We start from the raw sequence: 17,430 nt of genomic DNA on the forward strand, positions 1-17,430 counted from the left end.
ACGCGCGCAGGCGGAAGGTCTTCGGTAACGCGTTTTGCCTAACGAACGTTAGAAGTCGCATCGTACAGAAAAAATGCGCTGCCGTCACTCCCCAGCCTGTCACGGAGCACGAGCTGCCGTGTGCCACGGGACGGCGGCTGCGACGTTGCGGCGGGGCAGCCCTGTAACGAGCTAACGTTTGTTAGATGTTAAGATGCGCGGCCGCTGCGGGCGGAAGTTCATGTACATGGAACGATGGAGCTGAAGTGAAGATACTGGTCGCTGTAAAACGGGTCCTCGACTACAACATCAAGGCGCGCGTGAAGGCGGATGGTTCCGGCGTCGATCTCGCCAACCAGAAGCTGTCGATGAACCCTTTCGACGAAATTGCCTGTGAGGAGGCGGTGCGCCTGAGGGAGGCGGGGGTTGCCACCGAGGTCATCGCGGTTTCGTGTGGCGTCGCCGGCTGCCACGAGACGCTGCGCAGCGCCATGGCCATCGGCGCCGACCGCGGCGTGCTGGTCGAAACCGATGCCGTCCTGGAGCCGCTGGCCGTGGCGAAGCTCATGCAGCACGTGGCCCTGAAGGAAGGCGTGCAGGTGGCCATCTTCGGCAAGCAGGCAATCGACGACGACGCGGGCCAGACCGGGCAGATGTTCGGGGCACTCATGGGCTGGTCCCAGGCGACCTTCGCGTCCAGCGTGAAGATCGAGGGCGATGCGGCGACCATCAGTCGGGAAATTGACGGTGGCCTCGAAACGCTGCGGATGAAGCTGCCGGTGGTGATCACCACTGACCTGCGCCTCAACGAGCCGCGCTTCATCACGCTGCCCAACATCATGAAGGCCAAGAAGAAGCCCCTTGAAGTCATCAAGGCCTCGGAGCTGGGCTTGGACGTGGAGCCGCGTACGGCCGTGCTGCGTGTCGAAGAGCCTGCGGGGCGCAAGGCCGGCATCAAGGTGGCCGATGTAACCGAACTGGTCAAGCGACTCAAGGAAGAGGCGAAGGTGATCTGATGTCTACGCTCATCATTGCAGAACACGACAACGCCGCGCTCAAGCCGGCAACGCTCAACGCCATCGCTGCGGCGGTACAGATCGGCGCGCCGGTGCACGTGCTGGTGGCCGGCAGCGGCTGCGCCGCCGCGGGAGAGTCGGCCGCGGCGGCGGCCGGCGTCGCCAAGGTGCTGCTGGCCGACGCCCCCCACTACGGCGCGCAGCTGGCAGAGAACTTGGCCGCGCTCGTGGTGCAGCAGGTACGTGCCGACGCCTCGTGCACGCATATTCTGGCGGCGGCCACGGCTTCTGGCAGGAACGTCCTGCCGCGGATCGCGGCCTTGCTGGACAGTTCGCAGCTCTCCGATGTCACGGCCATCGAATCCCCGGACACGTTCCGGCGTCCGTTCTACGCCGGCAACGCCGTCGCTCGCGTGCAGTCACATGATCGGATCAAGGTCCTGAGCATCCGTACGACGGCGTTCGACCCGGTTGCAGCGAGCGGCGGCTCTGCCGCGGTGGAAAGCGTCCCCCCCGGCCCCGACCTCGGCTTGACGGAGCTGGTGGGTCGCGAGGTGGTCGCGCTCGAACGCCCGGAGTTGACCGCTGCTTCGATCATCGTGTCGGGTGGCCGCGGCCTGGGATCGGCCGAGAAGTTCCACGCGGTACTGGAGCCACTGGCCGACAAGCTGGGTGCCGCGCTCGGCGCGTCGCGCGCCGCGGTCGATGCGGGCTACGCACCAAACGATTACCAGGTAGGCCAGACCGGGAAGATCGTTGCGCCGCAGTTGTACGTTGCGGTCGGCGTCTCCGGCGCCATCCAGCACCTGGCTGGGATGAAGGACAGCAAGGTCATCGTCGCCATCAACAAGGATGCCGAGGCACCGATTTTCCAGGTGGCTGACTACGGACTGGTGGCCGACCTGTTCGCGGCGGTCCCGGAACTCGTTTCGTCGCTGTAGGTCATCCGTGGATCGCGAACGCCACCCCGAGATGCGCGCGGCCCTGCGGGACCTGTGCAAGCGCTTCCCCGACGCGTACTTCCGCGGCATCGACGAGGCGCGCGGCTACCCTGAGGCCTTCGTCGATGCCCTCACGCGGGCCGGCTGGCTCGCCGTGATGATCCCCGAGGAATACGGCGGCGCCGGGCTGGGGCTGGTCGAAGCCTCGGTCGTCATGGAGGAGATCAACCGCAACGGCGGCAACGCTGGCGCTTGCCATGGCCAGATGTACAACATGGGAACCCTGTTGCGCCACGGCTCGGAAGAGCAGAAGCGCCGTTACCTTCCCCAGATCGCCACCGGTGCGCTGCGCTTGCAGTCCATGGGTGTGACGGAGCCAACGACCGGCACCGACACCACCAGGCTCAAGACCACGGCGGTGCGCAGCGCCAGTGGAGACCGCTACGTCGTCAATGGCCAGAAGGTGTGGATCTCGCGCGTCCAGCACAGCGACTTGATGATCCTGCTGGCGCGCACCACGCCCCTGTCCGAGGTGAAGCGCAAGTCCGAAGGCATGTCGATCTTCATCGTCGACCTGCGCCAGGCGATCGGCAAGGGCCTGACGGTGCGGCCGATCCGCAACATGGTTAACCACGAGACCAACGAGCTGTTCTTTGAGAACCTGGAGATCCCTGCGGAGAACCTCATTGGCGAGGAAGGCAAGGGCTTCAAGTACATCCTGGATGGCCTGAACGCCGAGCGCACCTTGATCGCCGCGGAGTGCATCGGGGACGGGCGATGGTTCGTCCAGCGCAGCGCCACCTATGCCAACGAGCGGCGTGTGTTCGACCGCCCGATCGGCCAGAACCAGGCCGTGCAGTTCCCGATCGCGGAAAATCACATCGAGCTGGAAGCCGCGGATCTGATGCGGTGGCGGGCGTGCGACCTGTTCGACGCGCACGAGCCCTGCGGCGCGGAGGCCAACATGGCGAAGTACCTCGCTGCCAAGGCATCGTGGGAGGCGGCCAACACGGCGATCCAGACGCATGGCGGCTTCGGCTTCGCCTGCGAATACGACGTCGAGCGCAAGTTCCGCGAGACCCGGCTTTACCAGGTGGCGCCCATCTCCACCAACCTGATCCTGTCCTACGTTGCCGAGCACGTGCTGGGCCTTCCGCGTTCGTTCTGAGGGGAAGTCATGCGTCCGTTGCAAGGCATGTTGGTCGTCGCGCTGGAACATGCCATCGCCGCGCCGTTCTGCACGCGCCAGCTGGCAGATCTGGGCGCGCGGGTCATCAAGGTTGAACGTCCGCGGGAAGGCGACTTCGCCCGCGCCTATGACACACGCACCCGCGGGCTGGCCTCCCACTTCGTCTGGTGCAACCGCAGCAAGGAAAGCCTGACGCTGGACCTGAAGAACCCGGAAGCGCGCGCGGTGTTGCAGAAGCTGGTGGAACGAGCGGACGTGCTGGTGCAGAACCTCGCGCCCGGTGCCGCCGCGCGCATGGGTCTCGACCACGCCAGCCTGGAATCCGTGAACCCGGGCATCGTGGTTTGCGATATCTCCGGTTACGGCGACGGCGGGCCGTACACCGACAAGAAGGCCTATGACCTCCTGATCCAGAGCGAATCCGGCTTTGTCTCGGTGACCGGTACGCCGGAGCAGCCTTGCAAGGCCGGGCTGTCGATTGCCGATATTGCGGCGGGCATGTACGCCTACAGCAGCGTGCTCGCAGCCCTGCTGGAGCGCGGACGGACCGGCCGTGGTCGTCGCCTCGAAATCTCCATGCTCGAGGCCATGTCCGAGTGGATGGGCTACCCGCTGTTCTACACCCTCGACGGCCAGCCACCGCCGCCGCGTGCCGGCGCCGCGCATGCAGCAATCTATCCCTATGGCCCGTTCAGCTGCGGCGACGGCAAGTCGGTGGTGCTGGGGGTGCAGCACGACCGCGAATGGACGGTCTTCTGCGACAAGGTCCTGCTGCAGCCGGAGCTGGCGCAGGCGTACATGGGCAACGCCAACCGGCTGGCGCACAAGGAGAAGCTGCGCGACATCATCGAGGGCGTTTTCTCCCGGCTGACCGCCGCGCAGCTGATCGAGCGGCTGGAAAGCGCACAAATCGCCAATGCGCAGCTCAACGAGATGGCCGACCTGTGGCGGCATCCGCAGCTGAAGGCGCGGGGGCGCTGGGCCGCGATCGATACGCCCGAGGGGACGGTGCCGGCGCTGTTCCCGCCCCACCATGTCTGCGGTGCCGAGCCGCCGCCGATGGGCGCCGTGCCTATCCTTGGCCAGCACACCAATGCCATCCTGGCCGAACTGCACTACTCCGAGGCGGAGATTGCGCGGCTGCGGGCTGCGGGCGCGGTCTGAGCGCGAAGGAGCTCTCGTGCACGTGCAAGATCATCCAGGGGCGGAACTCGCCGCCTTCGCCGCCGCGCTGGACTTCGGTGGCATTCCGGCGCCTGTGCTGCGCCGCACGGAAGACCTGTTCCTGGACTGGACCGGCTCGGCCCTGGCAGGGAAATGCGCCCGGGCGGTGCAGTCCATCGAGGCCTACGCGCGCAGCATGGGCCCGGCCGATGGGGCCGCCGAGGTGCTGATCTCGCGGCGACTGACATCTCCGCACTTCGCTGCCATGGTGAACGCCGCGGCATCGCACGTGGTCGAACAGGATGACGTGCACAACGGGTCGGTGTTCCACCCCGGCGCAGTGGTGTTCCCGCCGGCGCTGGCGGTCGCGCAGTCCATCGGCGCGAGCGGGCGCGAGTTTCTCGCCGCGGTCGTGGCGGGCTACGAGGTGGGCATCCGCGTCGGTGAATTCCTCGGCCGTTCGCACTACCGCACCTTCCACACCACCGCCACCGCTGGAACGCTCGCAGCCGCCGCTGCGACCGGACGGCTGCTGCGACTGGACGCGGCGCAGATGCTGCATGCCTTCGGCAGCGCCGGTACCCAGGCCGCCGGACTCTGGGAATTCCTGCGCGACGCCGCCGACTCCAAGCAGCTGCACTGCGCTCATGCTGCCTCCAGCGGGCTGGCATCGGCCTATTTGGCGCGGGACGGGTTCACCGGCGCCCGCCAGATCCTGGAGGGGGCGCAAGGGCTGGCTGCCGGCATGTCGAGCGACGCGGACCCGAAGCGGCTGACCAGCAGGCTTGGCAGCCGGTGGGCGACGGTCGAGACCTCTTTCAAGTACCACGCCTCGTGCCGCCACACCCATCCGAGTGCCGATGCGCTGCTGCTGGTGATGCATGAGCACAGGCTCCAGCCTGAGGACATCGCGGCCGTTGTCGCGCACGTGCACCAGGGCGCGATCGACGTGCTCGGCAGGGTCGTCGTTCCCACCACGGTCCACCAGGCCAAGTTTTCGATGGGCACCGTGCTGGCCCTGGTGGCGGAACACGGCTATGCCGGCCTGGACGAATTCGATCGCCACTTCCTGGCCCCCCGTGTGGTCGCGTTGCGGGACAAGGTCTCGATGGAACTCGACCGCGAGGTCGACAGCGCCTATCCGCAGCGCTGGATCGGCAAGGTCACCGTCCGCACCAGCGACGGTCGGACGCTGAAGGGCAGGGTCGACGAGCCCAAGGGCGACCCCGGCAACACACTCAGCCGGCCCGAGCTGGAGGCCAAGGTGCACCGTCTCGCGGCCTACGGCGGGGCGGCGACGACAGCGGAGATGGACGCCCTGATCGCCCGCACCTGGGCACTTGTCGATGTCCCTCGCATGGGCCGCTGGCTGCCGCGATGAGCGCTGATGCTTGCGGCAGGTTGCCGCGCGCCTACCTGTTCGTGCCCGCCGACCGCCCCGAGCGCTATGCCAAGGCGCGCGCGTCGGGCGCCGACGCAGTGATCATCGACCTGGAGGATGCAGTGGCGCCACAGGGCAAGTGCCGCGCCCGCGACACCCTGGCGAACGCGCTGGATGAACGGACGCTCCTGCTGGTGCGCATCAACGCCGCAGGCACCCCCTGGTTCGACGATGACGTGGAACTGTGCCGCCACCCCGGTGTCGCGGCCGTGATGCTGCCCAAGGCTGACGGCATCGATGCGGCCTGCACTGTCGTCGAGCGTTGCTTCAAGGACGTGCTGCCCATCATCGAATCGGCCCGCGGTGTGGAGGAGGCGCGCAACATCGCTCGGGTGCCTGGCGTGGTGCGGCTGGCCTTCGGCAGCGTCGACCTGGCATTGGACCTGGGCATCGAGTGCGACCCCGAAGGCGGCGAAGACGAGTTGCTGCACTTCCGCTCCCATGTGGTGCTGGCTTCCCGCCTGGCCGGACTGGCCGCACCTGCCGATGGCGTCAGCACCGCCATCGGCGATCTGGTGCGGCTGCGCGCCGATGCCGAGCGCGCGCGGCGGCTCGGGTTCGGCGCCAAGCTGTGCATCCATCCCGCGCAGGTGGCGTCCGTACAGGCCGCCTTCACGCCGGGCGCCGAGCGCGTCGCCTGGGCGCGCCGTGTCTGCGCTGCCTTTGCCACCGCAGGCGGTTCCGCCGTGGCGGTCGACGGCCAGATGATCGACAAGCCGCTGCACGAGCGCGCGCTGGCCATCCTGCGCAGCGCAGGTGAGGCTGCCTGAATCCCCAAGCAACGAGAGGAAACCCATGCCCCGCAAGACCAAACCCATTCGATCCGACATCGCCTGGAGCACGCCGGATCGCATCGAGGTCCACGGCAAGAGCCTGCCCGACGAATTGATGGGCCATATCAACCTGGGCGACATGGCCTACCTGCAGATCGTGGGGCGCATGCCGACGCCGGCGGAGTCGAAGCTTTTCAACGCAGTGGCGGTGACACTGGTTGAACATGGCATCACGCCCAGCGCACTGGCCGCCCGATTGACCTACGCTGGCGCTCCGGAATCGCTGCAGGCCGCCGTGGCGGCCGGGCTGTGCGGGCTGGGGTCGGTGTTCGTCGGCTCCACCGAAGGCACCGCGAAGATGCTGTACGAGGCGCTGCCCCCGGGCACGCAAGATGCCGATCTGGAGAAGATCGCGCGCGAAGTCGTGGCCGGCTTCCGCGCGCGCGGCGCCATCGTGCCCGGCCTCGGACACCCTCTGCACAAGCCGGTGGATCCGCGCGCGCCGCGGCTGTTTCAGATCGCTGCGGAAAACGGGTTTTCTGGCGATTACATCAAGCTCGAGCAGCTGATTTGCGCTGAGGCCGAGCGACTGTCCGGAAAGATGCTGCCGGTCAACGCCACCGGAGCCATCGGCGCCATCTGCTGCGAACTCGGCCTGCCGTGGAAGATCGTCCGGGGCATCGGCGTGCTCGCGCGCGCCATCGGCCTGGTCGGCCACATTCTGGAGGAGAGCAACAAACCGATGGCGGTGGAGATCTGGCAGCGGGTCGAAGATGAGGCCACCGCACACATCCGGCCTGGCGCGTGACCTCGAGGTGGCCACCGTGCAGACCACGATGAGCATCACGCTGTCCGGGTGGTGCGCCCCACCGCCGCGGTGCCGACTGCAAAGTCCCCTTGGCCTTTGCCCGATGTGGCCGAGCTGCTTGAGCTGCCCTTCAACGGTCTGATCTTCCGCGCCAAGCCAGTTCATCGAAAGCACTTCGACCCAAACGGATCTCTGCTGTCAACGCCGCCTCTCGATCAAGACGGGCGACTAAGACTTCGGCTACGGCCCGCATTCGGTGCATTCGAAGACGGGTGTCGAGGCCAGCAAACTCTCGGAGCCAGCGGCGGTGGCCGCGTGCTGCGCGCAAGCAGGGTGCGTCGATCTTCTGCATGGGCGCGGCGTGGCGAACCCCCAAGGCTTTATGGGCCCATCATCAACGCGGGCCTATGACCCACCGGCTGTGGATTTGGAGCGGGTTCGCGATGTAGGCATCCCCCATGTCTGCTGCGGTGGCATCCTGGGGATGGGCGACTCCCGTGGCGAGTGCGTCGGACTGGTGGCGCAGATCGAAAACCGGATCAGCCCAAACACAACGGCGCCTCGGCTTGATCGTGCCGCACATCCCTCAGGTCGTCCGAGATCAGCAGGTTGAACCTATCGAGCTTGGCAAGTTGCTGCGGCAGTCGCAGCTCCGAACGTGCGGCCTGCAGGCCGTTGCACCTGGATTGCTGTAGGTCAGAGTCTTAGCCTTCCGGGTCATCACGCTGTATCTGCCCGTGCACCAGACGAGCTCCCTGCGGACGCCCATCCCTGCGCGGGCACCAGAGCTGACCGCGAATCATGCAGAACTCGGCCAGCGCGACCATGAACAGCAGATTTTCCGTGATAAGGCCGCGGTAGCGCACCTTCGTAAGGCCCAGCGTCGGCATCGACACGCACTGATGAGGAGCGGCATCGCGACAATCTGGCCAAACGATACCTGCACACGAATCTTGATCACGATAACGGTGGATAAAGCTGTTGACAAGTGCGCGTGAAACCGGCCAGCGAAGCGCCACGCCTCGCTCGCAGCCTTGGTGCTCAATCCTTAAGCATCCGTCCTTGGTCGGGTCGTGAAGCACAGGGAGCACATTCTTGCCATTCAAGCGGCGTTGGCCCCCAGATGCACGGCGTGCGCACCCGATTCCGTGTGTCCCCTGTCGCCGACCTGCTTACGTCAATGTGCGGGGCGAGAGTGGCTGGCCTGCAAGTACTTAGGCGGCTGTGGTTGCCTGCTGTAGTTTCTCTAGCCGCGCAAGGCGCCTCAAGAACACGCATGGCCAGCAATCCCGCAAAACGACGGAGGTGCTCGAGGCACCCCTCTCCGCATCAACGGCGTCTGCGACGACTTGCTGCACCCAAGGCGTCGTGGACGGACTGAGCGGGCCAGAGCCGCTTCCCACCAAGCCAGATTGGTGCGGGAACGCGATGTTCGCGGACATACGTGTACAAACTGCGAAGGCTGATGCGAAGAAGGCCGGCGACTTCCGGTGCAGTGAGATACATGGCCGTTTGAGATTCGGTGGTGCGCATGCCTCAGGGCTCTTGCATCACTGCTTCGGCCACAGCCTGGTAGACCTCCCCCATCAGCCGCACGGCGGCAGTGCCGGCATATTCGAGCCGGTCACTGATGACATGGTCGTGCAGCGGGATGATGGCCCGTGCGGGCACTTCGCCGCCTTCCGCCCACGTGGCCTCTTTGAGTTCATGCAACATTCCCATCGCTGCATCAATACAGCCGCGGACCATCTGCACCTTCCAACTCTCGACGTTGGACTGGGCGTCTCCAATCACCCAGTCGCACAATGCATGGAACCGCGCGAAGAACTCGTTGCCTAGCACAGCGAGCAACCTCGCCTTCTTTGGACTGGCGGAGGTAGGCGCAGGCGCGAGCGCCTGCGCGATGCCGTTCACCGCTTCTGCTGCGCCATTGACGATGCTCGCTGCATCCTCGCGCATCGTGGACAGGGCTTCTGGATTGATGACGAACTGCCCCCAGCCTGGGACGGTGGGGTCTGTCCACGCGCACTCCAGGTCATGAAGCATCCCCACGGCCGCTTCTGCACACTCCATGGCTGCGAAGAGGCTCTCCGCGGGGACGGAGCCGTCCGCGGAGCTCCACTCATGTTCATCCTCAAGGTACTCATCGAGCCGGTAGATGAACTCTGCGGCGACCGTGTAGGTCACACGGGTGTGGAAGGAATCGTCCTTGTTTGGAAAGCTGTAGTCAGACATGACATCTCCTAGATTGTTGGCGAGGACGGCTTGTCCTCCACGCGTCTAGGTGATGTGTTTAGCCTTCCGTCCTGGCGGATCGCCGGCGCTCAAACACGAATGTTTCGCGCCGGCGCCTTCCCGGCCAAGGCCGCTGCGAGCTTGGCCGCGCTGGGTTGGAAGTAGTGTTTCTGCAAGGTCTTCACTTCTGTGTGCCCCGAGAAGAGCGTCAGCTGCTCGAGGGTGAGACCATGGACGTCATGCAGCCAGGAAAGAGCCTCTCGCCGCCCGTCATGCACGCGCACGTTCCGCACACCGGCAGCTTCCGCGGCGCGGCCGAAGGCTTGCGTGAGAGACGTTGCCGCGAACTGGAAAATCCGTCCCTGCGCGGGCGGGGCAAGCGTCTCCAGCAGGTCGAGCGCTTCGGGCACCAGCGGGACGTCGCGCTCCACCGTCTTTGTCTTGCGTTTCTTGCGTAGTTGGCCCGGCCGCTCGGGATCCGGCTCCATCGGCGGCCGCAGGCGCACCACCCGCTCCGCCCAGTCGATGTCTTCACCGCGCAGCGACACGACTTCACTGCGACGAAGCGACGTGTAGATGCCGAGCAGGATGGCAGCGCGCTTGCGCGGACACTTCATCTTCTTCAGGATGCGCGTGAGCTCGTCGTCACTGATGCGGCGCTTGCGCGGCTCGCCCGCGTTTGGCAGCGCGCACGTGACGATGGGATGCGTCATCACGTATGTGCCGATGCGTTCGCGTATGGCATCCGAGCGCACCGCGTAGGCCTTCACCGCTTGCCGCAACAGCTTGAGCTCGTGGCGCACCGACCCGGGATTCGGCAGGTCCTGTGACAGGCGGCGGGGCACGATGGGAATCCCGCGTTGGCGCCTCCTCCTGTTCCGCTGGTACTCGCGATTCTTGGTGGCGTAGGCCGCGAAGCGTGAACGGCCAAGCCCCAGCTCGCCCTGTAGCCTCGCTTCGATATACCGCTTGATGGCAGCGCCCGTGACTTCGGCCAGCGTCATGGCCCCGAAGTAACTCCGGAGTCGCTTCGCCCGGCTGAAATATCCGGGACTGAGTTCCCGCCCTTCGTTTTCCATGTAGGTGTCCAAGATCTCGGAGACAAGGACCGCCGATCCCGGCGGGGCGGACGGTGGCGCATCTGCGTTGCCAGACGCGCCTGCAATGAGCTCGGCGAGCCCAAGTTCCTCGGCCTTCGAGCGCGTGAGAGGAACGGCGGGCAAGCGGCCTTCAACTCGCAGGCGCTCGTGCAGGTTCTGGAGGCGGCCAAGTTCGCGGCAACCCCACTGCACGGCCTCCAGTTCGGTTGCAGTCGTCGCGGTCAGTGCGAAAAAGGGATGGACGCGAACGCGGACGCGGTACGAGCCGGGACTACGCTCTTGGACGTCAAGCCCGGGGATTTCGATGGCAGACACTGTGACTCCTGTGGTGGAGTCAGGTCTATCCAGGAGGGTTTAGCCTTCGGTCCGCGATTTGGACCAAATTGGCGAGCCCGAAGCGCTCACTCACGCTGCGTGCCAAGCCAGCACTGGTTGTTTTTGCCTCGAAGATGATCTTCGGAGGCCAATACTCTATCCACTGAGCTACAGCCGCGCTGAAGCGTGCATTCTACCGGTGCGCTCGGGATCGGCCGGGCGGCCAGGGGGCGCTGGCTATAATCGCAGGCTGTCCGCCACTGCCAGCAGGGCCTTGCCGCAAGGCCCGATCAGGCACTGACTGGCCCGCCTGTCACCCCTTGAGGACCCCATGAGCGACCACGCGCACGATTCCCACACCGGCCCCATCAAGACGCCCGCCCAGTTGCTGTGGACGTCCTTTTTCGCGTTCGTGGTGCCCGTCTTCGTCATCATCGGCCTGGTCTACTTCGTCACGTCGGGCAACAAGCCTGCCGCGGGTGCGGTCGACAGCGAGCTGGCAACGGCGCAACGCATCCAGAAGATCGGTGTCGTCGAGATTCGCGACGCCAACCGCCCGCTGGCCGCGGGTGCCGACGTGTACAAGGCGCAGTGCGCTGCCTGCCACGACGCCGGCCTGGCCGGTGCGCCCAAGACGGGCGACGCTGGTGCCTGGGCTGCACGCATTGCCACCGGCTACGAAGCGCTGTTGAACTCGGCGCTCAAGGGCAAGGGCGCCATGGGCGCCCAGGGCGGCGGGGCCTACCGCGACGCCGAGATCGGCCGCGCGGTGGTCTACATGGCCAACGCCGCTGGCGCGAAGTTCGAGGAACCCCAGCAAGCTGCCCCTGCCGAAGCCGCTGCGCCCGCCGCAGCCGCACCCGCACCGGTGATGGCAGCCGCCCCGGCGGCGGCACCCGCACCTGCTGCTCCTGCTGCCGCAGCACCTGCCCCGGCTGCCACGCCCGTGGCTGCCGTGAATGGCGAGGCGCTGTACAAGCAAGCCTGCACCGTGTGCCACGCCGCTGGCGTGGCCGGCGCCCCCAAGACGGGCGACAAGGCCGCCTGGGCACCGCGCGCTGCGCTGGGCGTGGACGCGCTCACCGCGAGCGTGATCAAGGGCAAGGGCGCGATGCCACCGAAGGGTGGCGCGATGAGCGCCTCCGATGCCGAGATCAAGGCGGCAGTGCAGTACCTGCTGGACACCGCGAAGTAACCGCGGCCACCCAAGCCAGAAAGCCGGTCATCGACCGGCTTTTTTCATGGCCGCGGGGCTTTGCACGTAAGCGTGCTGCTGCGGCAGGTCGGCCGCAAGCACGGCCGCTGGCACCCACTCGCCCGATTCCACGCGCCCGGCAGCGTCCAGCATGTCGGCGCTGTGCACCAGGCCAAAGCCCAGGTCGGTGAGCAGGTACAGGCGCCCCGCCTCGTCAATGAAGCTCGATCGCACGTGCGCCGCATCGCCGGTGTGCGCCAGCACCGCGCCGTCCGGTTGCAGCCGCCACACGTACGGCGTGCATTCGAGCTCCACGTAGACACGCTGCGGCCCGTTCTGGAAGAACCACTGGCCGTGCTCGTCGGCCAGGTAGTTGCGGTGGATGAAGGCGATGAGCTTGTCGTGCTGCAGCAGCGAGCCCTTGCTGCGGGGGAACGGGCCCGCGGCCTGTGTGCGGTCATCGCGCATGTACCACTGGCCGCGCGCGTCCAGGCCGAGCCAACCATGGCAATGCGGCACGTTGGGCCATTTGGCCAGGGCGGCCTTGACGATCTCGTCCATGGATGGGGGAAGGCTCAGGTGTGCGACAGCAGCCAGTGTCCCACGGCCTCGGGCATGGCGCGCACATGGCCAGGCAGGCCGAGCGCACCCAGCGACGCGGGAAAGCCCACATGCCCGCCGTGCACGGGCTGCCATAGCGTGACGTGCGCACCGACCTCACCCGCGCGCGGAAGGGAGTAGGCGGGAACGAAGGGGTCGTTGAGCGCATTGAGCGCCAGCGCAGGCACGCGAATGCGCGCGAGGTGCGGCTTGGCCGACGCGCGCGCCCAGTAGTCCTCGGTGTCGCGAAAGCCGTGCAGCGGGGCGGTGAACAGGTTGTCGAACTGGTACAGGTCGCGCGCGGCGCGCAGCGCTTCACCGTCGAACAGCCCCGGATGCTGCGCAAGCTTCCTCAACGCCTTGGGTTTCATGCTGTCGAGGAACATGCGCGTGTAGACCTGCCGGTTGAAGCCGCGCCCGATGGCGTGGCCGCCAGCGGCCAGGTCCAGCGGCGAGCACACCGCGGCCACGGCGCGCACGGTGGCGTCGGCAGACTGGCCCATCTCGCCCGCCCAGCGCAGCAGCGCGTTGCCGCCGAGCGAGATGCCCACGGCGATCAAGGGGCGCTGTGGGTCGGCCTCGGCGAAGCGGCGCAGGATCCAGTGGATTTCCTCGAAGTCGCCCGAGTGGTACGCCCGCGGTGCGCGGTTGAGCTCGCCCGAGCAGCCGCGAAAGTGCGGCACGGCAAAGGCCAGACCCTGAGCGGCAGCGAAGTCGGCAAAAGCCACCGCGTACTGGCTGCTGGAGCTGCCCTCGAGGCCGTGGAAGAGCACCAGCAAGGGCGCCTGCGGGTGGCTGTCGAGCACGGCGCGGTCGACGTCGATGAAGTCGTCGTCGGGCGTGGTCCAGCGCTCGCGGCGCCACACGGGCGCAGGGCCGAAGTGGCGCCGCGCCCAGAGTGCCGGCCAGATGGTCTGCGCGTTGCCGCCGGGCAGCCACCACGGTGCGCGGTAGGTCTGCAGATCGGCGGTGGTGGGCTCGGGCTTCAATGCAGGACAGGCCTGGTCGCGGCAATCTCGGGCGGCTCGACGCGCGAGCCCGGACTGGCGTGGTGCGCCACCATGCGCCAGCCCCGCGGCGTCTTCACGTACACGTTGGTGGCCACCACGAAGGCGTGCTGCGGACCATCGTCGGTGAGGACGGCCACACGCTCGACCACGCTGTGCACGGCGCAGTGTCCGTCGTCGTGACGGTGCAGTTTTTCGGGCGCCGCCATCACGCTGCCGTTGGCGAACATGGCTTCGAAAGTGGTGCGGATGGCCTCGTGGCCGATCAAGCGCGGGCCGCCGGGGTGAACGCAGACGATATCGTCTTCGTCGGCCCAGCAAGCCATCAGGCGATCGATGTCGCCGTGCTGCAAGGCCTCGTAGAAAGCTGCCTCCGTGTCGTCGGGCGTGCCGGGCGGAAGTTTGGGCTTGGGCATGGCTGGATTGTGCCGTCGCGCCACGGCCCGGGGGTATAGTGCCCGTCATTCGCTGCCATTGCCGGGGAGAACCACATGCGCCGCTTCCTCCTGCTCCTGCTCGTCAGCACCGCTGCCCTGCTCGGCGGCTGCGGCTACAACGACTTCCAGCGCCTGGACGAGGAAAGCCGCTCGGCCTGGGCCGAGGTGCTCAACCAGTACCAGCGCCGCGCCGACCTGATCCCCAACATCGTGGCCACCGTACAAGGCGAGGCCAACTTCGAGCGCGGCACGCTGGAGGCGGTGGTGAACGCCCGCGCGCGGGCCACCTCGATCCAGGCCACGCCCGAGCTGCTCAACGACCCGGCGGCCCTGCAGAAATTCCAGGCCGCCCAGGGTGAGCTGGGCAGCGCGCTCAGCCGCCTGATGGTGGTGGTCGAGCAATACCCCAATCTCAAGGCCAACCAGGGCTTTTCCGATCTGCGCGTGCAACTTGAAGGCACCGAGAACCGCATCGCCGTGGCACGCAACCGCTATATCCAGGCGGTGCAGGCTTACAACGTGCTGGCGCGCAGCTTCCCCACCAACCTCACCGCCATGGTGTTCGGCTACTCGCCCAAGGCCAACTTCAGCGTGGCCGACGAGGCCACCATCAGCGCCCCGCCCAAGGTGGACTTCGGCACGCAGAAACCATGAGTCGGACGCGGGCGGCCCTGCTGGCCGGCCTGCTGTGGCTGGCCTGGGTATCGCTCGCCGTGGCACAGGCGCTGCAGCCCGTGCCCGAGTTGCGTGCGCGGGCGATGGACCTCACCGGCACGCTGGACGCCGCCGCCCTGCAAGGCATCGAGGCCCGGCTGGCCGCCTTCGAGCAGTCCCAGGGCACGCAGATCGTGGTGTTGATGGTGGCCACCACCGCGCCCGAGGACATCGCCGACTACACCCAGCGCCTGGGCGATGCCTGGAAGATCGGCCGACGCGACGTGGGCGATGGGTTGCTGTTCGTGATCGCCAAGGACGACCGACGCATGCGCATTGCACCGGCCAAGGCGCTCGAAGGCGCGATCCCGGACCTGCTGGCGCGCCGCATCCTGGATCAGGCCGTGGCGCCGGCCTTCCGCCGGGATGACTGGGCGGGTGGCATCCAGGCCGGGCTCGCGAGCATCGAGGCCGCCGTGCGCGGGGAGGCGCTGCCCCTGCCCGGGCAGGGGGACGCAGGCAGCTCGAACCACGCGGGCACCGACTGGCCCGATGCGCTGGTGTTTCTGCTGTTCGCCGTGCCGATGCTGGCCGGCTTCATGCGCAATGCCTTCGGTCGCCGCCTGGCCGTGCCGCTGACCGGTGCTGCGGCGGGTGCGCTCGCGTGGTTCATCACGTCGGTGGTGTGGATCGCGGCTGGCGCTGCCGCCCTCGGTGCGCTGGTGGCGGTGCTGGCGCGCTTCGTGCCCACCGGCAGCCTGCCGTCGGCACGCGGTGGCCGCGGCCAGGGTGGCTGGGGCCACGGCGGGGGCTGGGGTGGTGGGCGGGGAGGCTTCGGTGGTGGCGGGGGCTTTCGCTCTGGTGGCGGTGGCAACTTCGGCGGCGGTGGCGCCTCTGGCGGTTGGTGAGGCAACAGACATGAACCGCTGGCTTCGCTTGCTCAAACACCGCTGGATGGATCGCAGCGACAGCTTGCGCGCCGTGCCCGACGACATGGCCGGGCGCCTCGCGGCGCGCGTGCGTGCGAGCGAGGCCCGCCACACGGGCGAGGTGCGGCTGCTGATCGAAGCGTCCCTGCCGAGCAGCTACGTGCTGCGGGTGCGCGACGATCCGGCGCTTCCGGTCGTGGTTCGTGAGCGCGCGCTCGCGTGGTTCGGCCGGCTGCGGTTGTGGGACACCGAACACAACAACGGCGTGCTCATCTACCTGCTGCTGGCCGAGCACGCGATCGAGTTCGTGGCCGACCGCGGGCTGGCGCGCCAGGTGGCGCCCGGCACCTGGCAGGCCATCGTGGACCGCCTGGGTACCCGTCTGCGCACAGGCGCGTTCGAGGACGGCCTCACGCAGGCGCTGGAGGAGGTGTCGGCACTGCTGGTGGCGCACTGCCCCGCCGGCGATGACGCACCGGCGCACAACGAACAGCCCGACGAGGTGATGCGCGTGTGAACGCTGTCAGCCGCGCCCGCGCGTGTTGACGCCGGTGCGGTTGTTCATCACCACCTGCAGTTCCTGCTGCAGGGCCTTGTTCATCTGCGCGAAGGTCTTGAGCTTGCGGGTGGTTTCGCGCAGGCGGTCTGCGAGCCGTTTCGAGATCGCCAGCAGCAGGCGCGAACCCAGACGCGGATCTTCTCGCATGAGCCGCATGAGCGCGGTGCGCGAGAGCACGGCAGCGGCGATGTCGGTGTTGGCGGTGCAGGTGGCCGAACGCGGCGCGCCGTCGAGCACGCCCATCTCGCCGATCATGTGGCCGGGGCCCATGATGTTGACCACCATGCTTTCGTGCAGACCCGGCAGCTCGCTTTCGACCGCGATATCGCCCTCGAGCAGCAACAGCATGTAGTCGTTGCTCTTGACCTCACCCTCGTGAATGATCACGGTGCCGGCCTTGATCAGCTTGGGCCGCATGTAGCCGACCACCTTCATCGCATCGGCGATGGTGAGATCGGCAAGCGCGGTCGGGGTTACCAGCAGCCGGGCGGCCACCTCTTCGGGTGCAAGTTCAGGGCTGTCGAAAAGCGATGACATGGGGCTCGGCGGTTGGGGCGAGATTCATCATAGTGGCGGGCTATCGCACTGACCAGCCGGTGGGACAAAAAAAAGACCGGCAGGGCGCCGGTCTTTTGCTGGGTGATCGGGGGCAATCACTTCTTCTGGCGGTACTTGCGCAGCGCCGCAATCTGCGCAGCCATGACGGCGAGTTCGGACGTGGCCTTGGCCAGGTCCACATCGCTCTTCGCGTTCTTCACGGCTTCCTCGGCCTGCTTGCGTGCTTCGGAGGCCTTGGCCTCGTCCAGGTCCTTGCCGCGGATGGCGGTGTCGGACAACACGGTGATGGCATCGGGCTGCACCTCGAGGATGCCGCCGGCCACGAAGACGAACTCCTCGCCACCGTCGGCCTTCTCGATGCGCACCGCGCCCGGCTTGATGCGGGTGATCAGCGGGATGTGGCCGGGCAGGATGCCGAGCTCACCCGCCTCGCCCGGCAGGGCGACGAATCTGGCCTCGCCCGAGAAGATGGACTCCTCGGCGCTGACCACGTCGACGTGGATGGTGCTCATGTCAGTTCCTCAGGCAGT

At 67.2% G+C, this 17,430-nt stretch carries 20 protein-coding genes; 11 read left to right on the forward strand and 9 right to left on the reverse strand.

Features of this window, described 5'->3' with window-relative positions; genetic code table 11:
- Window positions 1–245: 245 nt before the first annotated feature.
- From M3149_RS04275 to M3149_RS04305, 7 genes are read left to right on the forward strand one after another with little or no spacing between them, the layout of a single operon-like run.
- Window positions 246–995, forward strand: coding sequence for an electron transfer flavoprotein subunit beta/FixA family protein (locus M3149_RS04275; RefSeq protein WP_251708096.1), 750 nt, complete (start codon window positions 246–248; stop codon window positions 993–995).
- Window positions 995–1,936, forward strand: a complete 942-nt coding sequence (locus M3149_RS04280) for an electron transfer flavoprotein subunit alpha/FixB family protein (RefSeq protein ID WP_251708097.1) — start codon at window positions 995–997, stop codon at window positions 1,934–1,936. Before M3149_RS04275 ends, M3149_RS04280 begins: the two co-directional genes overlap by 1 nt.
- 7 nt (window positions 1,937–1,943) lie before the next feature.
- On the forward strand, window positions 1,944–3,104 hold the full coding sequence (locus M3149_RS04285) for an acyl-CoA dehydrogenase family protein (protein ID WP_353056799.1): 1,161 nt from the start codon (window positions 1,944–1,946) through the stop codon (window positions 3,102–3,104).
- A gap of 9 nt (window positions 3,105–3,113) precedes the next feature.
- On the forward strand, window positions 3,114–4,289 hold the full coding sequence (locus M3149_RS04290; protein ID WP_251708098.1) for a CaiB/BaiF CoA transferase family protein: 1,176 nt from the start codon (window positions 3,114–3,116) through the stop codon (window positions 4,287–4,289).
- Window positions 4,290–4,305: 16 nt separating this feature from the next.
- Window positions 4,306–5,670, forward strand: coding sequence for an MmgE/PrpD family protein (locus M3149_RS04295; protein ID WP_251708099.1), 1,365 nt, complete (start codon window positions 4,306–4,308; stop codon window positions 5,668–5,670).
- Complete coding sequence (locus tag M3149_RS04300; RefSeq protein ID WP_251708100.1) at window positions 5,667–6,500, forward strand: HpcH/HpaI aldolase/citrate lyase family protein; 834 nt, start codon at window positions 5,667–5,669, stop codon at window positions 6,498–6,500. The genes M3149_RS04295 and M3149_RS04300 overlap by 4 nt, the downstream gene beginning before the upstream one ends.
- 25 nt (window positions 6,501–6,525) lie before the next feature.
- A complete protein-coding gene (locus M3149_RS04305; protein ID WP_251708101.1) occupies window positions 6,526–7,311 on the forward strand; it encodes a citryl-CoA lyase in 786 nt (261 codons plus the stop codon).
- A gap of 704 nt (window positions 7,312–8,015) precedes the next feature.
- On the opposite strand, the gene M3149_RS04315 is transcribed toward M3149_RS04305, so the two are convergent.
- The 4 genes from M3149_RS04315 to M3149_RS23155 all read right to left on the reverse strand — a co-directional run bounded on the left by M3149_RS04315 (window position 8,016) and on the right by M3149_RS23155 (window position 10,961).
- Complete coding sequence (locus tag M3149_RS04315; protein ID WP_251708102.1) at window positions 8,016–8,417, reverse strand: hypothetical protein; 402 nt, start codon at window positions 8,415–8,417, stop codon at window positions 8,016–8,018.
- A gap of 223 nt (window positions 8,418–8,640) precedes the next feature.
- Window positions 8,641–8,844, reverse strand: a complete 204-nt coding sequence (locus M3149_RS23150) for a helix-turn-helix transcriptional regulator (protein WP_353056800.1) — start codon at window positions 8,842–8,844, stop codon at window positions 8,641–8,643.
- Window positions 8,845–8,847: 3 nt separating this feature from the next.
- A complete protein-coding gene (locus tag M3149_RS04320; RefSeq protein ID WP_251708103.1) occupies window positions 8,848–9,546 on the reverse strand; it encodes a hypothetical protein in 699 nt (232 codons plus the stop codon).
- 89 nt (window positions 9,547–9,635) lie between these two features.
- Entirely contained in the window at window positions 9,636–10,961 is a 1,326-nt protein-coding gene (locus M3149_RS23155; RefSeq protein WP_251708104.1) for a tyrosine-type recombinase/integrase, read from the reverse strand.
- A gap of 331 nt (window positions 10,962–11,292) precedes the next feature.
- On the opposite strand from M3149_RS23155, the gene M3149_RS04330 reads away from it, so the two are divergent.
- Complete coding sequence (locus tag M3149_RS04330; protein WP_251708105.1) at window positions 11,293–12,156, forward strand: c-type cytochrome; 864 nt, start codon at window positions 11,293–11,295, stop codon at window positions 12,154–12,156.
- Between the two features lie 27 nt (window positions 12,157–12,183).
- Here M3149_RS04330 and M3149_RS04335 read toward each other — a convergent pair whose 3' ends face one another.
- From M3149_RS04335 to M3149_RS04345, 3 genes are read right to left on the reverse strand one after another with little or no spacing between them, the layout of a single operon-like run.
- Window positions 12,184–12,717 (reverse strand): DUF2946 family protein, encoded by a 534-nt coding sequence (locus tag M3149_RS04335; protein ID WP_251708106.1) that lies wholly within the window; start codon window positions 12,715–12,717, stop codon window positions 12,184–12,186.
- Between the two features lie 14 nt (window positions 12,718–12,731).
- On the reverse strand, window positions 12,732–13,745 hold the full coding sequence (locus M3149_RS04340; protein WP_251708107.1) for a YheT family hydrolase: 1,014 nt from the start codon (window positions 13,743–13,745) through the stop codon (window positions 12,732–12,734).
- Window positions 13,742–14,179, reverse strand: coding sequence for a YybH family protein (locus M3149_RS04345; RefSeq protein ID WP_251708108.1), 438 nt, complete (start codon window positions 14,177–14,179; stop codon window positions 13,742–13,744). Before M3149_RS04345 ends, M3149_RS04340 begins: the two co-directional genes overlap by 4 nt.
- Before the next feature lie 75 nt (window positions 14,180–14,254).
- Between M3149_RS04345 and M3149_RS04350 the strand changes: the two genes are divergently transcribed.
- From M3149_RS04350 to M3149_RS04360, 3 genes are read left to right on the forward strand one after another with little or no spacing between them, the layout of a single operon-like run.
- Complete coding sequence (locus M3149_RS04350) at window positions 14,255–14,854, forward strand: LemA family protein (protein WP_251708109.1); 600 nt, start codon at window positions 14,255–14,257, stop codon at window positions 14,852–14,854.
- The gene (locus M3149_RS04355) at window positions 14,851–15,762 is read left to right on the forward strand and encodes a TPM domain-containing protein (RefSeq protein ID WP_251708110.1); all 912 of its coding nucleotides are present in this window, start codon (window positions 14,851–14,853) and stop codon (window positions 15,760–15,762) included. Before M3149_RS04350 ends, M3149_RS04355 begins: the two co-directional genes overlap by 4 nt.
- Before the next feature lie 10 nt (window positions 15,763–15,772).
- Window positions 15,773–16,300 carry a TPM domain-containing protein gene (locus M3149_RS04360; RefSeq protein ID WP_251708111.1) on the forward strand — a complete coding sequence of 176 codons (528 nt, stop codon included), beginning with the start codon at window positions 15,773–15,775 and terminating at the stop codon, window positions 16,298–16,300.
- Window positions 16,301–16,306: 6 nt separating this feature from the next.
- Here the strand turns inward: M3149_RS04360 and M3149_RS04365 are convergent, their stop codons facing one another.
- Window positions 16,307–16,879: a cyclic nucleotide-binding domain-containing protein gene (locus tag M3149_RS04365; protein ID WP_251708112.1), complete on the reverse strand. Its 573-nt coding sequence runs from the start codon at window positions 16,877–16,879 to the stop codon at window positions 16,307–16,309.
- Window positions 16,880–16,995: 116 nt separating this feature from the next.
- Entirely contained in the window at window positions 16,996–17,412 is a 417-nt protein-coding gene (locus M3149_RS04370) for a F0F1 ATP synthase subunit epsilon (protein WP_251708113.1), read from the reverse strand.
- Window positions 17,413–17,430 lie beyond the last annotated feature (18 nt).

The organism is Hydrogenophaga intermedia, from assembly GCF_023715105.1.
GTDB classification, from domain to species: Bacteria; Pseudomonadota; Gammaproteobacteria; order Burkholderiales; family Burkholderiaceae_C; genus Hydrogenophaga; species Hydrogenophaga intermedia_A.

What these genes read in the sequence shown, in the direction of transcription:
- M3149_RS04330 (WP_251708105.1), top strand. Translation starts at nt 11,293, where the DNA reads ATGAGCGACCACGCGCACGATTCCCACACCGGCCCCATCAAGACGCCC.
- M3149_RS04280 (WP_251708097.1), top strand. Translation starts at nt 995, where the DNA reads ATGTCTACGCTCATCATTGCAGAACACGACAACGCCGCGCTCAAGCCG.
- M3149_RS04335 (WP_251708106.1), bottom strand. Translation starts at nt 12,717, where the DNA reads ATGGACGAGATCGTCAAGGCCGCCCTGGCCAAATGGCCCAACGTGCCG.
- M3149_RS04365 (WP_251708112.1), bottom strand. Translation starts at nt 16,879, where the DNA reads ATGTCATCGCTTTTCGACAGCCCTGAACTTGCACCCGAAGAGGTGGCC.
- M3149_RS04300 (WP_251708100.1), top strand. Translation starts at nt 5,667, where the DNA reads ATGAGCGCTGATGCTTGCGGCAGGTTGCCGCGCGCCTACCTGTTCGTG.
- M3149_RS04350 (WP_251708109.1), top strand. Translation starts at nt 14,255, where the DNA reads ATGCGCCGCTTCCTCCTGCTCCTGCTCGTCAGCACCGCTGCCCTGCTC.
- M3149_RS04345 (WP_251708108.1), bottom strand. Translation starts at nt 14,179, where the DNA reads ATGCCCAAGCCCAAACTTCCGCCCGGCACGCCCGACGACACGGAGGCA.
- M3149_RS04355 (WP_251708110.1), top strand. Translation starts at nt 14,851, where the DNA reads ATGAGTCGGACGCGGGCGGCCCTGCTGGCCGGCCTGCTGTGGCTGGCC.
- M3149_RS23150 (WP_353056800.1), bottom strand. Translation starts at nt 8,844, where the DNA reads ATGCGCACCACCGAATCTCAAACGGCCATGTATCTCACTGCACCGGAA.
- M3149_RS04290 (WP_251708098.1), top strand. Translation starts at nt 3,114, where the DNA reads ATGCGTCCGTTGCAAGGCATGTTGGTCGTCGCGCTGGAACATGCCATC.
- M3149_RS04305 (WP_251708101.1), top strand. Translation starts at nt 6,526, where the DNA reads ATGCCCCGCAAGACCAAACCCATTCGATCCGACATCGCCTGGAGCACG.
- M3149_RS04370 (WP_251708113.1), bottom strand. Translation starts at nt 17,412, where the DNA reads ATGAGCACCATCCACGTCGACGTGGTCAGCGCCGAGGAGTCCATCTTC.
- M3149_RS04320 (WP_251708103.1), bottom strand. Translation starts at nt 9,546, where the DNA reads ATGTCTGACTACAGCTTTCCAAACAAGGACGATTCCTTCCACACCCGT.
- M3149_RS04360 (WP_251708111.1), top strand. Translation starts at nt 15,773, where the DNA reads ATGAACCGCTGGCTTCGCTTGCTCAAACACCGCTGGATGGATCGCAGC.